This is a genomic window from Burkholderia sp. SCN-KJ, assembly GCF_024656005.1.
Taxonomy (GTDB): Bacteria; Pseudomonadota; Gammaproteobacteria; order Burkholderiales; family Burkholderiaceae; genus Burkholderia.
Map to the genome: position 1 here is coordinate 181,037 of NZ_JANKOG010000012.1, position 15,295 is coordinate 196,331.

The following is a 15,295-nucleotide window of genomic DNA, read 5'->3' on the forward strand; positions in this document are numbered from 1 at the left end:
TGCGGATTCCGGCCGCGCTCGGTTCGCTGTACCATCGCGGCTCAACCGCGTCACGAACAGCAGAATCCTTCATGCCCTCCACCGCCCCGCCGCGCCTGTACGGGATGCCCGAACGCAGCGACCGGCTCGATTTCTACATCCGCGACCAGGCGTCGCGCCAGGCGATCACCGAGCCGCACCGGCACGCGTATTTCCAGATCCAGTTCAACCTCGGCGGCGATACCGAGCAGCGGATCGGCGGCGTCACGCGGCCGTTTCCGCGCGGCGCGCTCGCGTTCGTGCTGCCGCACCGCGAGCACCTGATTCCGCATCCGGAAGGCGCGCACTTCATCGTCATCAACTTCAGCCAGGCGTTCCTGCGCGCCGATCTCGACGTCGATCCGCTCGATCTCGAGGATGTCCCCGCGCAGCGCTTTCCGGAGCTGACGCCGTTCCGCTTCCAGGAACATCTCGACTTCATCCTGACCGGCGACGCGTTCGACGAGGCGCGGCGCCTCGCGCTGTGCATGCTCGATGCCGACCGCGTACGCACCTTCGGCTCGACCACGTTGCTGCGCGGCTACCTGCTGCAGCTGATCGGCCTCGTCTGCACGCAGTACGCGGGCGCGCTCGACAAGCTCGCGCAGCGCGGCGCCCAGCGCGCGGGCCGGCGCGACGCCCTCGCGCGCGTGCTGCGCCACGTGCGCGCGAACCTGACCCGCGAGGACCTGACGCTCGCGGCCACCGCCGAGGCCGCGTTCCTGTCGCCGAACTACCTCGCGCACCTGGTGCGCAAGGAAACTGGCAGCACCTTCACCGATCTCGTGACCGAGCGCCGGATCGCGCTCGCGCAGTCGCTGCTCGCGCATACGAGCCGGCGCATCGCCGACATCGCGCGCTCGGTCGGCTTCCGCGACGAAGGGTATTTCGCGCGGCGCTTCCGCGCGCGGGTCGGCGTGTCGCCGAAGGCGTACCGGGATGCCAACGCCGCGCTGCCGGACGCCGACGCAGCGCCGACGGCCGGCGACGCGTAGATTTGTCCGGTTAAAGCGCAGTTGCGTCGCATCCCGGCGCGCATGCGTCGGGTATCGTTCCATGCATGCCGGCCCGCGGCGCATTGCGCGGGCAACGGCATCCGTCTATTCATCGAACGAGGTCATCCGATGTCCGCATACGTCATCGACGCTTCCGAGCGTCCTTCCGTCGAAGTCGAACAGTCGTCCGCACGCTTTCCGGTGCGCCGCGTGTTCTGCGTCGGCCGCAACTACGCCGACCACGCACGCGAAATGGGCGCCGATCCCGACCGTGAGCCGCCGTTCTTCTTCACGAAGCCGGCCGACGCGATCGTCCCGGCCGCTGGCACCGTCCCGTATCCGCCGCTGACCGGCGACCTCCATCATGAAATCGAGCTGGTCGTCGCGATCGGCAAGGACGGCCGGTCGATCGACCCGGCCGATGCGCTGTCGCACGTGTGGGGCTACGGCGTCGGCGTCGACCTCACGCGCCGCGACCTGCAGGCCGAAGCGAAGAAGCTGAGCCGGCCGTGGGACTGGGCGAAGGGCTTCGACGCGTCGGGCCCCGTGACCGCGCTGCGCGCGGCGACCGCGACCGGCCATCCGGCAAGCGGCCGGATCTGGCTCGCGGTCAATGGCGAAACGCGCCAGCAAGGCGATCTCGCCGACATGATCTGGGCCGTGCCGGACGTGATCGCGTACGTGTCGCGCTCGGTCGAGCTGAAGGCCGGCGACCTGATCTTCACCGGCACGCCGGCCGGCGTCGGCGCGCTGCAGCCGGGCGACCGCGTGACGGGTGGTGTCGACGGCGTCGCGACGTTCGAGTTCGTGATGGGGGCGAAGCCGTAAGGCATCGCGCGGGCGCATGCGACGCGCAGTCGGTCCGACGGCTGTCGCGTCGGGTCGCTCCTTGCCGATCCGGGCAGCGATCGCATCGCGCCGGATCGGCATGCCGATCCTGTCGCGTCGATCACGCGCGCCGTTCGCGGGCGTCGAAGATTCGTACGCACACCGCGGCCGCCAGCGCGATCGTCGTGGACTGGTCGCCATCGCGCAGCCCAGCGACCCCGAGCGTGAAGATGCCGAGGCTCGTCAGCATGATCGGCCGCCGCCCGAACCGGTCCGACAGCGGCCCCATCACGAACTCGAGCTACGCGGCAACAGCCGCGTAGCCGCCGAGCGACAGCGCGACGAGCGCATTGTCGGCGTGCAGGTCGCGCGCGATCGCAGGCAGCGACGGCAGGAACGGGCTCAACGGCAGCACCGAGAACGCGCACAGCAGGATCAGCGTTGCGTGTCGCGGTGCAGCCGGGCCGTCTCAAGTGCATCCAGGTAACGCTGAATGCTTTGCTTGATCTGTTCCTGACGCCTCTCGATCTTGTTGGGCGTAAAGTTCTGATCGCGGATGTTGACCGCCTTGAACTCGCTGCTGTCGATGGCAACGACAAATCGCCCCATCGTCGCCTCTCATCGGAACGGGTTGATTCAGTCTCGGTGATCGAACGCGTTTTTACACAGCCTCAGCCAATGCCCGTCAGGTGCGGCAGGCACCGATCAATGGTGACACCGGGGTGACATGAGCGCGCGATTAATCAATATTTGTGCACCGTCACGCCATTGGTCTGGATTAGCGCCCACATAGACTCGGACCGCTCGCAGCTCGTCGTTCGTTGAACGCAGCCCAGATTCGTCACAGACGAGCCCCAGTGTCCGCCCGTACTCTGCGCTTCCATGAACGTAGCCGGTGACGTAGGCGGCGAGTTGGGTAGTAGAAGATGCTTTGTCGCCAAGTGCTTGATCCAGACCGCGCATCAGTTCGTCAACCGTCAGCGCAAAACAATCCTGCGTCACAATCAGGCCTATGGCAAGCACGCGTACCAATTTTCTATACATCTCCGACATCCCATGTTCGAATCAATCCAGACGCCGCGTCAGTTGATCATGCATCGTTGATCGGCAGAGCATTGATCGTCTACGATCCGGGCACCCATGGCCCAACGACTGACCGAAACTCGCGGCGGTTATGAACGCTTGTCAATCAATCGGTTTGGTTGGCTACGCAGTCGCGAAGCGTCTGCGAAAGCTCAACCCTGTAGCCACGCAGCTCAATGAACGTCCCCGAAAGACACTAGACTTCGATACACCGATCGAGCAATTTCATCAATTCGTTGCATCGACGGGTTGAATCCGCAGCCGAATCCTGCCCAACTAGCCGTCAATTCATAAAGCAGTCGATCGAAGAACATCCCTGAAGACGGCACCGATCGCGGTCGAGTTCCGCCTTCGCAAAACCGGTCCCCCACCAGGACTCACTGGCGCAGCCCGAACACGCCGTGCCACAGAGCGCTGAAAAAGTCCGTATGCGCGTGTTCGTCACTCCTTCGCGCGTCGCTCTTTGGCGCCTGCTCCGATGCCTCTTGTGTCGCCCTCTCGTCGCATTGCGGCATCTGCTGATCACGCTGCCCGTCCCGCGATGCGCCCGGCTGGCGCGACGCATGCAGCTCGACCACGCTGCCGGCAATGCGCTCGGCGAGTTGAACCTCGCAATCACGGCCGAGCAGAACACCGAACACGACGTCGCGGTTGTGCCCTTGCTCGGCGAAGCGCATCGCCAATGCCACGAACCGCGCATATTCCGCTTCGCGCTCCGCCTTCAGGCGCTCCTCTTCTTCGCGAAGCCGTGCGTGACGGAGCATTTCCTCTGCGTAAACGGTGTCATAGACGCGGCGCAGCTTCGGGTCCGAGAGAATCGCGTACGCCTCCTTGATCTCCTGAAATCGCGCATGCGCGTCCGCTTCGCACCCGACATTGCGGTCGGGATGCGCTTTCATCGCTGCTTTTCGGTAGCCGCGCTTGATTTCCTCGTCGGTGGCGTTCTCGCACACACCGAGCAATTCATACATTGTCGTCATGGTGCGTCCGGATGAAAGTCGGATCGCGTTGATCGTAGCATGTCGCCGCGGCGCCCATCCGTCGGGTCGAGAATTCACCAGGTTCTGGACACCCTGAGTGCAGGTCAGGGGCGCCGCTTTCGAGCGGCTATCGAAACACATGCTCCCGCCCAGGTTCGTCACAGTCGACGAGCCAATCCGTTCAACCCTGCCTCTTCGTGAAGCGCTCCCGTTTTGTATCTCCATGCTGGAACAACGGTGCGTACTCGTGCAATTCTCGTGGCGAGATGTCGAAGGCGCGACGGAATGCACGAGTAAAGCTTGATGCATCATTGAAGCCCAACCCCGAGGCAACGTCCTGTACCTCCACATGGGGAAAGCGCACCAGTTCATCGGCCGCCATTCGCAGCCTGCGGTTGCGGATATAAGCGGCGAGGCCCCCTTCATGCTCGAATATGCGGTACACGCTGGCGCGTGAGAGATTAAGCGACGCCAACACGCTGTCGGGCGACAAATTTGGATCATGCAGATTTGCCTCGACGTGCCGCCGCACTTGCCCGTATACAGCAGCGCGGACCGCCGCGCGGGCATTGCCGGCAAGACCCGCCCGGCGGCAGAAGGCTGCAACGATCAACTCTACCGCCGTGAGCAAGGACCGATGCGCTTCATCCTTGCTCAGTCCGACGATGGTCTTATTGAGCGCCACCACATGCTCGATCAGCATGCGCGTCAGAGGATCGGTAGCGTGAATCCAGCGGCCATGCAGCGAGGCCGCATCGGGGAATGACTTTTCCACCAGTGCGCGTGGCACAAACAGGAGAAGTATCCGGCCATGAAAACTCCGGACCGTGCACGGCTGATCCATGTCCAGGGCGAGGATACTTGGCACGTGCGGCACGTGCGGCGCGTCGGACCGTGGCTTGCCGCCCAGGAACTGCCCCGGCGCCCCTTCAAGGTATATGCTGAACGAGACGTCCCGCACGCTCTCGGTCGAAACCCGACCCAACGATCGCACGGCCAGGTTCGGCCCCGTGCGAAAGTCGAAGATGCTCAGATTGTCGATCGTGTAACGAGACATCGATGCATCGAACGTATCCTCGGCTTGCTTCGACGAAGGCAATATGTCGTAGACGGGACTCATGCGCTCTTGCCAGGCCAGCAAGCTTCGACGGGCGTCGCCTTGAACGCTGAAACTGCTGTGCACGATGCCGGGCGCGAGCACCGGCCGCTCCGGCGGCAACAACAGGCGGCCTGGCGGTATCGCTGTGTGTAGTAGGTCGTCGTTCAATGCGGCGCTCTTCGCTGATTTTCGTCCGGCTTTGATCTGCCCAGCACTCCTGAACGCCATATCGATCCAAGAGCTCGCCCGGAACGCGCTAGTGCAGCATGCGAAGCATACCAGTACGTGCTTTCCCGTAGCACACGGCGCCCCTCCTCCCGCTTCTTCAGCATCACGCAATCGTTTGCGAATCGCGATTTCACCACCTGCGCGAAGGCGGGCCCCGATCGCTCATGCTTCCGGCAATTCGACCGGGCCCTGCGCATCCGATAGAAGTTCCGTTTTTTTTGAGACGGAGTGTCAAGCCGACCCGACCGCCCTTCCTAGAATTCTCGGCGCCGCATGTCCGCGGGTACTTGCCTGTTTCAGGCGACCACAGGCTGTCGAATCCGGCCACGCGATGGTTGCCGAAGGCCGCCTGTAAGGCATGCGTCAACGGCTTCGAGTTGCAGAGCCCGAAGCGGGCCGCTGCCGGTCAACAACATCCTTGGGGAATCACCGATGGAATCTGAGCACTCCACCATGTCTCGCTCGCGGATGCCCGCCGCAGGGGCGCCGACCCGAGTCGACATTGTGCTGTCCAACGGATTTGCACTGCACGACGTCGCGGCGATCATCGAGATTTTTCATCAGGCAAGTGCGCTGACCACAGCTCGTCCGTCCGGCGAGGCGCGCTATGACGTATCGCTGGTGTCCGCTGCTGGCGGCAGAATTGCCGCCTCTTCATCGGTCTTCGTCTGGACGGAAAGCATCGATTCGCGGCGGCGCGTGGAAGGCAAGCAGATCATGTTCGTCGCAGGCGGAGCGGCTGCTCCTCCGGCCTGTCGCGACAAGCGGCTGATTAATTGGCTACGCCGCCAGCATCCGCTATGCGAAACCGTTCATCCGATCGCTGACGGAAAGCTTCTTCTCGATGCAGCAGGTCTCCCGAGCGCATTTCGTGCCGCCAACGACACGCCCGACACGCATGCCGCCAGGTCGCCGGGCGGCGAGCCTGACGCCATTCGCATTGCGTTGCGCATGGTCGAATACGACCTGGGCGGCGAACTCGCGCGGCGTGTGTCCGGGTCTCTGGTAATGCCGGCGCCTGCACCGTCGGATGCGTTCGTTGCGGCGAGCAAGGCGCCACGTGTGAGCGAGCAGATCACGGCATCGGCGCGCTGGCTGGAGGCGAACGTCGACCGGCCCGTCTCGATCGATGCTGCGGCGCAAGTTGCGGCCATGAGCGAGCGCAACTTCCTGAGGAGGTTCAAGAGCGAGATCGGCATGACGCCATCCGACTACCTGCAACGCGCGCGCTTGAACATGAGCTGCAGGATGCTGGTGGAATCGAGCTTGCCGGTCGACAAGGTCGCGCGTCGCTGTGGCATCAACAGTGGCGCCCAACTGGCGAGGCTGTTCCGGAAATACCTGTCGACAACGCCGACTGAATATCGCATGCGTAACGATGCGACCGCTGGCATTGCGTGAGTGCAACGTACATCCGCCGACGTGCGCTCGATTCCGGTGCCACGAGTTGCGCGTCGTCGCGATCAGGGGCGCCCATGAAGCGCGTCGCAACCTGTTCGCCGTTTCCGGTCAAGCCGTCGGATGCGCTGCGTCGTCCACATGACGAATCGACGGAGCGCCGCCGCTCTTCCCCGCGCCCCCGTCGACACCCTACCGCGCCCGCACCGACACGAACTTGCGTGCGTTCTCGCGCTGAATCAGCACGGCGATCACGCCGCCTTTCGCTTCGAGCGCCTGCACGTCGTCCGGCGTTTCGAGCAGCGTGTCGTTGAGTTCGAGCACGACGTCGCCGGGCCGGATGCCCGCATTCGCGGCCGGCCCGTGCACCGCATCCACCATCATCCCGACCGCGAGCCCGGTCGAGCGCCGTTCGGCGTCGCTCAGCGGATGCATCGTCAGCCCGAGCCGATCACCGTTGTCAGCCGACCGTGCGGCGGCCATCGCCACGCCGGCGGCACCAGCCGCGCCGACCGTGCCCGCGCTGCCCGCACTGCTGCCGGTCGCGGCCGCGTTGTCGATCGCGTCGCCGGCCGCCACCCCGGCCCCCGCTCCCGCTCCCGTGACAGTCAGCATCATCGGCGTGCGGTTGCGGATCAGCCGCAGCGGCGCCTTTCCGCCGGGCGGCAACGCGGCGGCCAGGTCGTTCAGCTCGGCCGACCGTCCGATCGGCTTGCCGCCGAACTTCACGATCACGTCGCCGGGCTTCACGCCGGCCGCGGCGGCGGGCGAACCGGCATCGACGCCGTTGACGAGCGCGCCCGCCGGACGCGGCAGGCCGAACGCCGCGGCCAGCCCGACGCCGACATCCTGCACGTCGACGCCCAGCGCATTGCCGGACGACGCGCGCTGCGCCGCCTGCGCATTGGCCCGCATCTGCGCCTGCACCTGCGCACGCACCTTGATGGCGAGCGCGATCGGAATCGCGAACGTCGTGCTCGCATAGCGGTCGGCGTCCGTATAGACCTGCACCGCGATGCCGATCACGTCGCCCGCGCGATTGAACACGGGGCCGCCCGAGTTGTCGGGGTTCACCGCGATATCGGTCTGGAAGAACGGAAACGCGCTGCCGTCCGGCAGCGCATGCGACGTCGCGCTGACGATGCCGGCCGTGACCGTGTTGCCCGAGCCGTCCGGCGCGCCGATCGTCATCACCGGTTCGCCGGCACGCACCCGCGACGAATCGCCGATATGCACGACCGGCAGCTTTGTCGCGTCGATGTGCAGCACGGCGACGTCGCTCTGCGGATCGACGGTCACCACCGTCGCCTTCAACTCTCGACGATCGGCCAGTCGCACCGTCACGTCGGTCGCATCGGCGACGACATGCGCGGAAGTCAGGATCACCCCGTCGGCGCCGACGATGAAGCCCGAGCCGATGCCCGCGATCGCGCGCGGCGACGTGTCAGGCGCAGGCGCCTGCGCGCCTTGCGCGGGCGGCAGCGGCGCGCCGCGGCGGAAGAACGCGGCAAGCGGATCGTCGGGATCGAGGTACACGAAGGACGGCCCGCCGGCCTGCTGGTCGGTCGCCGCGGTCATGATGGTCACGATCGCGGGGCCGTAGCGGTCGACGATCGCCGAGAAGTCGACCGGCATCGAGTAAGACCGCGCGGCGGGCCTGTTCTTCATCACCGGTGGCGTGGCGGGCGGCGCGACGGTCCCGGCAGCGGCCGGCGGCGACGCCAAAACCAGGGCGAATACGCCCCCGATCAACGCGGTGCGAAGCACGGCGCGAGCAAGCGTCTGGCGAACCACGGTGCACCTCCCCCGGGCAGTCGCGGCGCCGACCCGCGCGAGACGCGCGGACGCCCGACAAGCACCGGTACACCCCTCCATTTATAGTCCACGCCACCTCCGGAACATACGAATCGAAACCCGCATGCCGGGTGGTCGGGCAGCGGCGGAACCGCGACAGCGTTCGTTCCGGACAAAGTTCGCGGTTCGTCAATCCGAACATTCCCCCGACGCGGCGGCGAGGCGCGACGCAATGCGTCGCGCGCTACCAGGCCAGCGCCAGAAAATTGCGCACCACCGCCGACGGATCGTCGCGCCGCGACGCAATCGCGAGCCTCGCGCGCAGCCCGTTGCTCGCGACCTGCCGATACACGACGCCCGCGACCTGCACCTGCGTGATCGCCTTCGGCACGATCGACACGCCGAGCCCGGCCGCGACGAGCGTCACCGCCGAAGCGATTTGCGGCGCGGGCTGCGCCATGCGCGGCTGGAAGCCGGCGGCATTGCATGCGGCGACGATGTCGTCGAACAGCGCGCTGCCCGCTTCGCGCGGCACCTGCACGAACGCCTCGTCGGCCAGCTCCGCCAGATCGATCCGACGCCGCTGCGCGAGCCGATGCGCGACCGGCATCGCGACGAACATCGGCTCCTCGTCCCAGTCCGCTGCCAGCAGCGTGTCCGCGATGCGGCGCTCCGGACGCACGATCGCGACGTCGAGCCGCCCGGCCGCCAGCGCGTCGAGCAGCACGCCGGAGGTCGCCTCCTGCAACGTCAGATCCGTATCGGGAAACGCTTCGCGAAAGCGGCGAATCAGGTCCGCCACTTTCGAATTGAAGGCCGCCGTCCCGGTGAACCCGACCCGCAATTGCCCGATCTCCCCGCGCGCCGCGCGTCTTGCCGCCCGCGCCGCGCGCTCCGCGTCGTCGAGCACGCGCCGTGCCTCTTCCGCGAACACCTCTCCCGCCACGGTCAGTTCGGCGCCGCGTGCGGTCCGCTTGAACAACGCCACGCCGAGTTCGTTCTCGAGCGCCTTGATCTGCTGGCTCAGCGGCGGCTGACCCATGCCGAGCGTTTCCGCGGCCTTCGTGAAGTTGGATGTGGCCGCCACGGCCAGAAAGTATCGGAGATGCCGAAGTTCCATGCGCTGATGTGATTCCGGGGTTGACGGAAGCGGCTTTCAAGCCAGTCGCAAAACGTATCGCTACGGTTCATTTCATATATTGGACATATACATGAGCGTGCGCAAGAATTCGGGCATTCCCTGACTCATCGGGCACCTGTCATGTCCACTCCCGCAATGTCACCCACCACGAATCGCGCCGCGAACGCCGCGCCGGATGCGCTGCCTGCCGGCGTGTCGCCGCGCTCGGCAGCCTACAAGCGCATCGCGCTCGCGCTGTTCCTCGCCGGCTTTTCCACCTTCTCGCTGCTGTACTGCGTGCAGCCGCTGCTGCCCGCGTTCGCACGCGAGTTCAACATCGGCGCGGCGTCGAGCTCGCTGTCCCTGTCGCTGTCGACCGGGCTGCTGGCGGTCTCCATCCTGTGCGCCGGCGCGCTGTCCGAACGCGTCGGACGACGCGGGCTGATGTTCGCGTCGATGACGCTGGCCGCGCTGTTCAACCTGCTCGCCGCGATTTCGCCGAACTGGAACCTGCTGCTGCTCTGGCGCGCGCTCGAAGGGTTCGCGCTCGGCGGCGTTCCGGCGGTGGCGATGGCCTATCTCGCCGAGGAAATCGCCGCCGACGGGCTGGGCCTGGCGATGGGACTCTACGTCGGCGGCACCGCGTTCGGCGGCATGATCGGGCGGATCGGGATGAGCGCGCTCGAAGAGTATTTCTCGTGGCGCACCGCGATGCTGACGATCGGCGTGGTCGACCTCGTCGCGGCGGTCGCGTTCGTGATGCTGCTGCCGCAGTCGCGACGCTTCGTGAAGCGCACCGACCTGACGCTGCGTCACCATCTGCGGCTGTGGAACGCGCAGCTGCATCACGCGCGGCTGCCGTTCGTGTTCGCGATCGGCTTCCTCGTGATGGGCGCGTTCGTGACCGTCTACAACTACGCCGGGTTCCGGCTGACGGCCGCGCCGTTCAATCTGAGCGCGACCGCCTGCGGGCTGATCTTCGGTGCCTATCTGTTCGGGATGGTGTCTTCGTCGAGCGCCGGTGCGCTCGCCGACCGTCTCGGGCGCGCGCCCGTCCTCGTCAGCGGCATGCTCGTGTTCGCGGCCGGCCTCGCGCTGACGCTGTCGCATTCGCTCGTCGCGATCATCGTCGGGATCGTGCTGATCACGATCGGCTTCTTCGTCGCCCATGCGGTCGCGAGCGGCTGGGTCGGGCATCTCGCCGGTTCCGCGAAGGGGCACGCCGCGTCGCTCTACCTGCTGGCCTATTACCTCGGGTCGAGCGTGCTGGGCTCGATCGGCGGCTCGTTCTGGCAACACGGTGCGTGGAGCGCGGTCGTCGCGTATGTCGCGGTGCTGCTCGTGCTCGGCCTGGCGGCGGCGCACCGGATCATGCGCGCGGAACGCGTGCGGTAAGCGCCACCACGACATGCGCCGCCACCAAATGCATCGCGTCAGCGCACGCGCGCATGGAACTTCGCGATCGCCTTCCACATCAGCACCGGATTCGAGTACATCGGGAAATGCCCGCAATCCGGTATTTCCGACAGAACGACACCGTGCGCCTCGATCGCGCTCAGGTACGACAGCGACGCGTTCTGCGCGCCGTACATGAACATCCGGGGAAACGGCAGGCCGAGGAATTTGCGCATCAGGTCGCCGTTGTCGGACAGGTCGACCATCGAGCGGAAGATCGCCCCGACCGCTTCGGCCCGCACCTTGTGACGCAGGCTCGCCGAGTACAGCGCGCTCGCGTAGGCCGGCGCGCGACGGGTGCGGTCGATGAAATCGTCGAAGAACCGCTCGGCGCTGTCGCGCGGATGGTCGACGATCTGCCGGCTCAGGAAACAATCCTCGGGCGCGATGTTCCCCTCGATGTCGACGAAGCTCAGCACGCGCCGCGGATACCGATGTGCGAGCATCAACGACGTCAGCCCGCCCATCGAATGGCCGACGAGATGGAATCGATCGAAGCCCAGGCGGTCGATCACGTTCAGCGCCGTCTCGACGAGAAACGGAATCGATATCTTCGACAGATCCGCGCAATGCGTTTCACCGCAGCCCGGCGCATCGTATGCAACGAAAGGCCGGCCGTCGAATTCGCGATGGCGCACGATGTCCGCGTAATCCTCCTTGGTCGAGCCGAAGCCGTGGAGAAACACGACGGGCGCGTACTCGCCGCCGCGATGAATGGCCGACACATCCAGGTCGGTGCTGTCGACGGCGAAGGACAACCGCGACTGGGAAAACTCATCACTCATCTAATCGAATTCCGGGTAAGGATGGTGTAGCGCCCGCCCCGGCGCGACAGGGTCGACCGGGGTGGAATGACAGACGCCGGGCAACGACGCTCAGGCCGTCAGCGTCCGGCAGAAATCCTGGATCGCGGTGCACGCACGCAGCAAGGACTTGTCGTCGAGCGCGTAAGCGATCCGGATGTACGGGCCGAGCCCGAAAGCGCTCCCGTGCACGGTGGCCACGCCGGCTTCGTCGAGCAACGCATTCACCACATCCTCGTCGCTCGCCAGTTGCACGCCCGCACGGGTCGTCTTGCCGATCACCCCCTCGCACGACGCGAACGCATAGAACGCGCCCAGCGGTACATCGCAGCGCAAACCCGGCGCCTGGTTCAGTTGTTCGACGACCAGATCACGCCGTCGCTGGAACGCGACGCGGGAATGCGCGATGAAATCCTGCGGCCCCGTCAGCGCGGCCAGCGCCGCGTGCTGCGAGATCGTCGACGCGCCGGACGTCTGCTGCCCTTGCAACTTCTCCATCGCATCGATCAGCCAGCGCGGCCCGGTACCGAAACCGATGCGCCAGCCCGTCATCGCATAGGCCTTCGACACACCGTTCATCGTCAGCACGCGTTCGCGCAGCCGCGGCTCGACCTGGGCGATCGTGAAGAATTCGATGCCATCGAAAATCAGGTGCTCGTAGATATCGTCGGACAGCACCAGCACGTGCGGATGCGCGAGCAGCACCTCGGCGAGCGCCTTCAGCTCCGCACGGCTATACACCGCGCCGGTCGGGTTCGACGGCGAGTTCAGGATCAGCCATCGCGTGCGCGGCGTGATCGCCGCCAGCAGCGCGTCCGGTGTGAGCTTGAAGCCGCTTTCCGCGCCGCATGCGACAGTGATGGAGCGACCGCCGCACAGCTGCACGATCTCCGGATAGCTGACCCAGTACGGTGCCGGGACGATGACTTCGTCGCCCTCGTTCAGCGTCGCGGCCAGCGCATTGAAGATCACCTGCTTGCCGCCGCTGCACACGAGCGTGTCGCGCCAGTCCACGTCGAGGCTGTTCTCGCGCCGGAACTTCTCGGCAATCGCCTCGCGCAGCGCACGCAGCCCTGCCACCTGCGTGTAGCGCGTGTGGCCCGCGCGGATCGCGGCGATGCCCGCTTCCCGCACGTGTTCCGGCGTGTCGAAATCCGGCTCGCCGGCGCTCAGCGAAATCACCACGGCACCGCTCGCGCGCCGGGCGGCCACGCGATCTATCACCTTGTAGGTCGCCGACGGCCGTGCCGCGGCGAGAAAGCGGTTCAGCGTATCGATCGGTGCGCTCATTGTGCGTTCCTCCAGTTCGTCAGGCCCATCAGCTCGAGCGTGCTGCTCCCTGCCCGCAATGCGTCCATCATTTGCGATTCCTTGTCGGCACGCGTCTGCCCCTGGGCCAGCGTCGCCTCGACATGCGCGACCGGAATCACCAGCACGCCGTCGTCGTCGGCCACGACCAGATCGCCGGCGGCTACGGGCGTTCCCGCGAAGCTGATCGGCTGCCCGACCGACGGCGCGCTCGCCTTGATCGTGCCGCGCATGGAAATGCCGCGCGTGAATACCGGAAAGCGCCGTGCGGTCAGCGCCGCGATATCGCGCACGCCACCGTCGATGACCAGCCCGGCCACGCCGGCCGCTTCGGCGGCGACCGTCAGCACCTCGCCCCAGTAACCGGCGACGAAGCCGCCCGTCGAGATGACGAGCACGCTGCCGCGCGGCACCAGCTCCATCGCGATATGAATCGAAAGGTTGTCGCCCGGCGAACATTCGAGCGGAAAGGCAGGACCGGCGACCGACGCGCCGGGCCACACCGTGCGGATCGCCGGATCGACGGCGCCGGTGGACAGGCCCGAGGCCTCGAACAACGTGGAGGTGCCGAGTTTGCGCGCCTGCTCCAGCAGCGCCGGCTCATAAGTCTGGGTCGGGTTCATCCTTCAGGCCTTGCTTTGCAGTGTGTGATAGCCCAGCGCCGCTCGCGCTTCGCCAAGCGTCTTGCCCTGTGCGATCTGTTCGCGGATATGCGATTCGACTTCTTCGATCCGGCGAGCAACCTGTGCGACTTCGCGCGCTCGACCGCGGGGCACGATCACGGCGCCGTTCGCATCCGCGACGACGATGTCGCGCGCCGCCACGCGCACGGTGCCGATTGCGACCGTCGTATTCACCGACTCGACCTGCACACGGTCCTTGCCAGTCCGCATGAAGCGCCCTGCCGTGAACAGCGGATAGTTGTCGCCCAGCGCCTTGTTCACGTCGCGGCACACGCCGTCGATCACGGTGCCCGCGATGCCGCGCAGCCCGGCGTACTGGGTCATGATGTCGCCCCATACCGTGCAGTCGGTCCGGCCGTCGTTGTCGATCACGACCACGTCGCCTTGCGCGACATCGTCGATGAAGTCGCCGACGGTGCCGGGTGGCACGCTCGCGGGCACGTACTTGACCGTGAAGGCGGGACCGACGACGACCTTCGTGTAGTTGGCCAACGGCATGACGCCGAGCGCCTGTCCGTGCAGCCCGAGCTTGTCCATCGCATCGGAAACGCCGGGCGTATCAAGCCCTTCGAACAGCGCGACCAGTTCCTGGTCTTCCGCCGCAGCCTTGTTGGGATTCGTCATATCAAAACTCCGCTAGAAGGATGAGCGGTCAGCGCACCGCGATGGCTTCGAATTCCTTGTCGTGCATCACGTCCGCGACCGGGCGGCCGGCACGCACGGCGGCGACCATCCCGTCCTGTCGCTTCGCGATACGCTCGCCGAGATCGAGCACGTCCTCGATGCACCGCGCCGGTATGAATACCGTGCCGCATCGGTCGGCGATCACGTAATCGTCCTGATGGACGGTCACACCGGCCATCTGCACCGGTGTGCCGGAATCGATCTGGATCACGCGGTTGCGCGCGCTGATCATCGTGATGCCGCGTCCGTACACCGGATAGCCGATCGATTCGCTTCCGTCGATGTCGCGGCTCAGGCCGTCGATCACCGAGCCGCGAATGCGCTTCGCGGTCGCCGCGTTCGCGAGAATGTCGCCCCAGCAGGAAATTCCGTCCACGCCGCCGGCGATCACCAGCACGCGATCGTCGGTGTCGACCGCGTCGATGACCGGCGAGATCAGGTGCACGGTCGGTTTGGCATCGGCTTTCGGACCGAGTTGAATGGTGCTGGCACGCCCGACGATCTTCGGGCAGTTCCACAGTGGACGCAGGCCGACCGTTGCGCCAGGCATGCCGAGAAAGTCGAGCGCGTCGGATACGGTATTGGTGTCGAGCGACGCAAGGCGCTCGAGCAAGGAAGGCTGGTTCATCATGCTGTTTCCCGTTGACAAGTGCAGCCATCGTCGCTTCGGCAGCGTGACAAGTAAATTTCGTATTTCATATCTGCGTGATACGATTTCCGGAATACGAAAAACCTCACGTCGCGCGCGGCCGGCAACCACCATGTCGCGCCGCGCCGCCCTCCCCCGCGGCATTTTCCGCGCTGCTTCACTCCGGGCAT

At 66.0% G+C, this 15,295-nt stretch carries 15 protein-coding genes and 1 pseudogene; 4 read left to right on the plus strand and 12 right to left on the minus strand.

The genetic code is table 11. The features are described from left to right. The first annotated feature begins 71 nt into the window (after positions 1–71). A complete protein-coding gene (locus tag NQV17_RS21035; protein ID WP_044843331.1) occupies positions 72–1,013 on the plus strand; it encodes a helix-turn-helix transcriptional regulator in 942 nt (313 codons plus the stop codon). Between the two features lie 129 nt (positions 1,014–1,142). After that, entirely contained in the window at positions 1,143–1,841 is a 699-nt protein-coding gene (locus NQV17_RS21040) for a fumarylacetoacetate hydrolase family protein (RefSeq protein ID WP_124903870.1), read from the plus strand. Between the two features lie 183 nt (positions 1,842–2,024). Here NQV17_RS21040 and NQV17_RS21045 read toward each other — a convergent pair. The 5 genes and pseudogenes from NQV17_RS21045 to NQV17_RS21065 all read right to left on the minus strand — a co-directional run. Then, positions 2,025–2,280 (minus strand): annotated as a pseudogene (locus tag NQV17_RS21045) (MFS transporter); the annotation flags it as partial. Then, on the minus strand, positions 2,277–2,450 hold the full coding sequence (locus NQV17_RS21050) for a hypothetical protein (RefSeq protein ID WP_257773768.1): 174 nt from the start codon (positions 2,448–2,450) through the stop codon (positions 2,277–2,279). The pseudogene NQV17_RS21045 and the gene NQV17_RS21050, both read right to left, overlap by 4 nt. A 96-nt stretch (positions 2,451–2,546) precedes the next feature. Next, positions 2,547–2,894 (minus strand): hypothetical protein, encoded by a 348-nt coding sequence (locus NQV17_RS21055; protein ID WP_257773723.1) that lies wholly within the window; start codon positions 2,892–2,894, stop codon positions 2,547–2,549. 407 nt (positions 2,895–3,301) lie between these two features. Beyond that, entirely contained in the window at positions 3,302–3,904 is a 603-nt protein-coding gene (locus NQV17_RS21060; protein ID WP_257773724.1) for a J domain-containing protein, read from the minus strand. Between the two features lie 181 nt (positions 3,905–4,085). Continuing rightward, entirely contained in the window at positions 4,086–5,171 is a 1,086-nt protein-coding gene (locus NQV17_RS21065; protein WP_257773725.1) for a helix-turn-helix domain-containing protein, read from the minus strand. A gap of 492 nt (positions 5,172–5,663) precedes the next feature. On the opposite strand from NQV17_RS21065, the gene NQV17_RS21070 reads away from it, so the two are divergent. Then, positions 5,664–6,632, plus strand: coding sequence for a GlxA family transcriptional regulator (locus tag NQV17_RS21070; RefSeq protein ID WP_257773726.1), 969 nt, complete (start codon positions 5,664–5,666; stop codon positions 6,630–6,632). Positions 6,633–6,821: 189 nt separating this feature from the next. On the opposite strand, the gene NQV17_RS21075 is transcribed toward NQV17_RS21070, so the two are convergent. Next, the gene (locus NQV17_RS21075; protein ID WP_257773727.1) at positions 6,822–8,423 is read right to left on the minus strand and encodes a trypsin-like peptidase domain-containing protein; all 1,602 of its coding nucleotides are present in this window, start codon (positions 8,421–8,423) and stop codon (positions 6,822–6,824) included. A gap of 244 nt (positions 8,424–8,667) precedes the next feature. Further along, positions 8,668–9,543 carry a LysR family transcriptional regulator gene (locus tag NQV17_RS21080; RefSeq protein ID WP_257773728.1) on the minus strand — a complete coding sequence of 292 codons (876 nt, stop codon included), beginning with the start codon at positions 9,541–9,543 and terminating at the stop codon, positions 8,668–8,670. A 141-nt stretch (positions 9,544–9,684) separates the two neighbouring features. Here NQV17_RS21080 and NQV17_RS21085 point away from each other — a divergent pair, with 141 nt between their 5' ends. Beyond that, positions 9,685–10,938, plus strand: a complete 1,254-nt coding sequence (locus NQV17_RS21085) for an MFS transporter (RefSeq protein ID WP_257773729.1) — start codon at positions 9,685–9,687, stop codon at positions 10,936–10,938. 38 nt (positions 10,939–10,976) lie between these two features. Here the strand turns inward: NQV17_RS21085 and NQV17_RS21090 are convergent, their stop codons facing one another. The 5 genes from NQV17_RS21090 to NQV17_RS21110 form a co-directional block, all read right to left on the minus strand. Beyond that, entirely contained in the window at positions 10,977–11,783 is an 807-nt protein-coding gene (locus NQV17_RS21090; RefSeq protein WP_257773730.1) for an alpha/beta fold hydrolase, read from the minus strand. 90 nt (positions 11,784–11,873) lie between these two features. Then, positions 11,874–13,091 (minus strand): pyridoxal phosphate-dependent aminotransferase, encoded by a 1,218-nt coding sequence (locus NQV17_RS21095; protein WP_257773731.1) that lies wholly within the window; start codon positions 13,089–13,091, stop codon positions 11,874–11,876. After that, a complete protein-coding gene (locus NQV17_RS21100; RefSeq protein ID WP_257773732.1) occupies positions 13,088–13,732 on the minus strand; it encodes an RraA family protein in 645 nt (214 codons plus the stop codon). The genes NQV17_RS21095 and NQV17_RS21100 overlap by 4 nt, the downstream gene beginning before the upstream one ends. Positions 13,733–13,735: 3 nt before the next feature. Continuing rightward, positions 13,736–14,416 carry an RraA family protein gene (locus tag NQV17_RS21105; RefSeq protein WP_257773733.1) on the minus strand — a complete coding sequence of 227 codons (681 nt, stop codon included), beginning with the start codon at positions 14,414–14,416 and terminating at the stop codon, positions 13,736–13,738. Between the two features lie 28 nt (positions 14,417–14,444). Continuing rightward, a complete protein-coding gene (locus NQV17_RS21110; RefSeq protein ID WP_257773765.1) occupies positions 14,445–15,104 on the minus strand; it encodes an RraA family protein in 660 nt (219 codons plus the stop codon). Between the last annotated feature and the right edge of the window lie 191 nt (positions 15,105–15,295).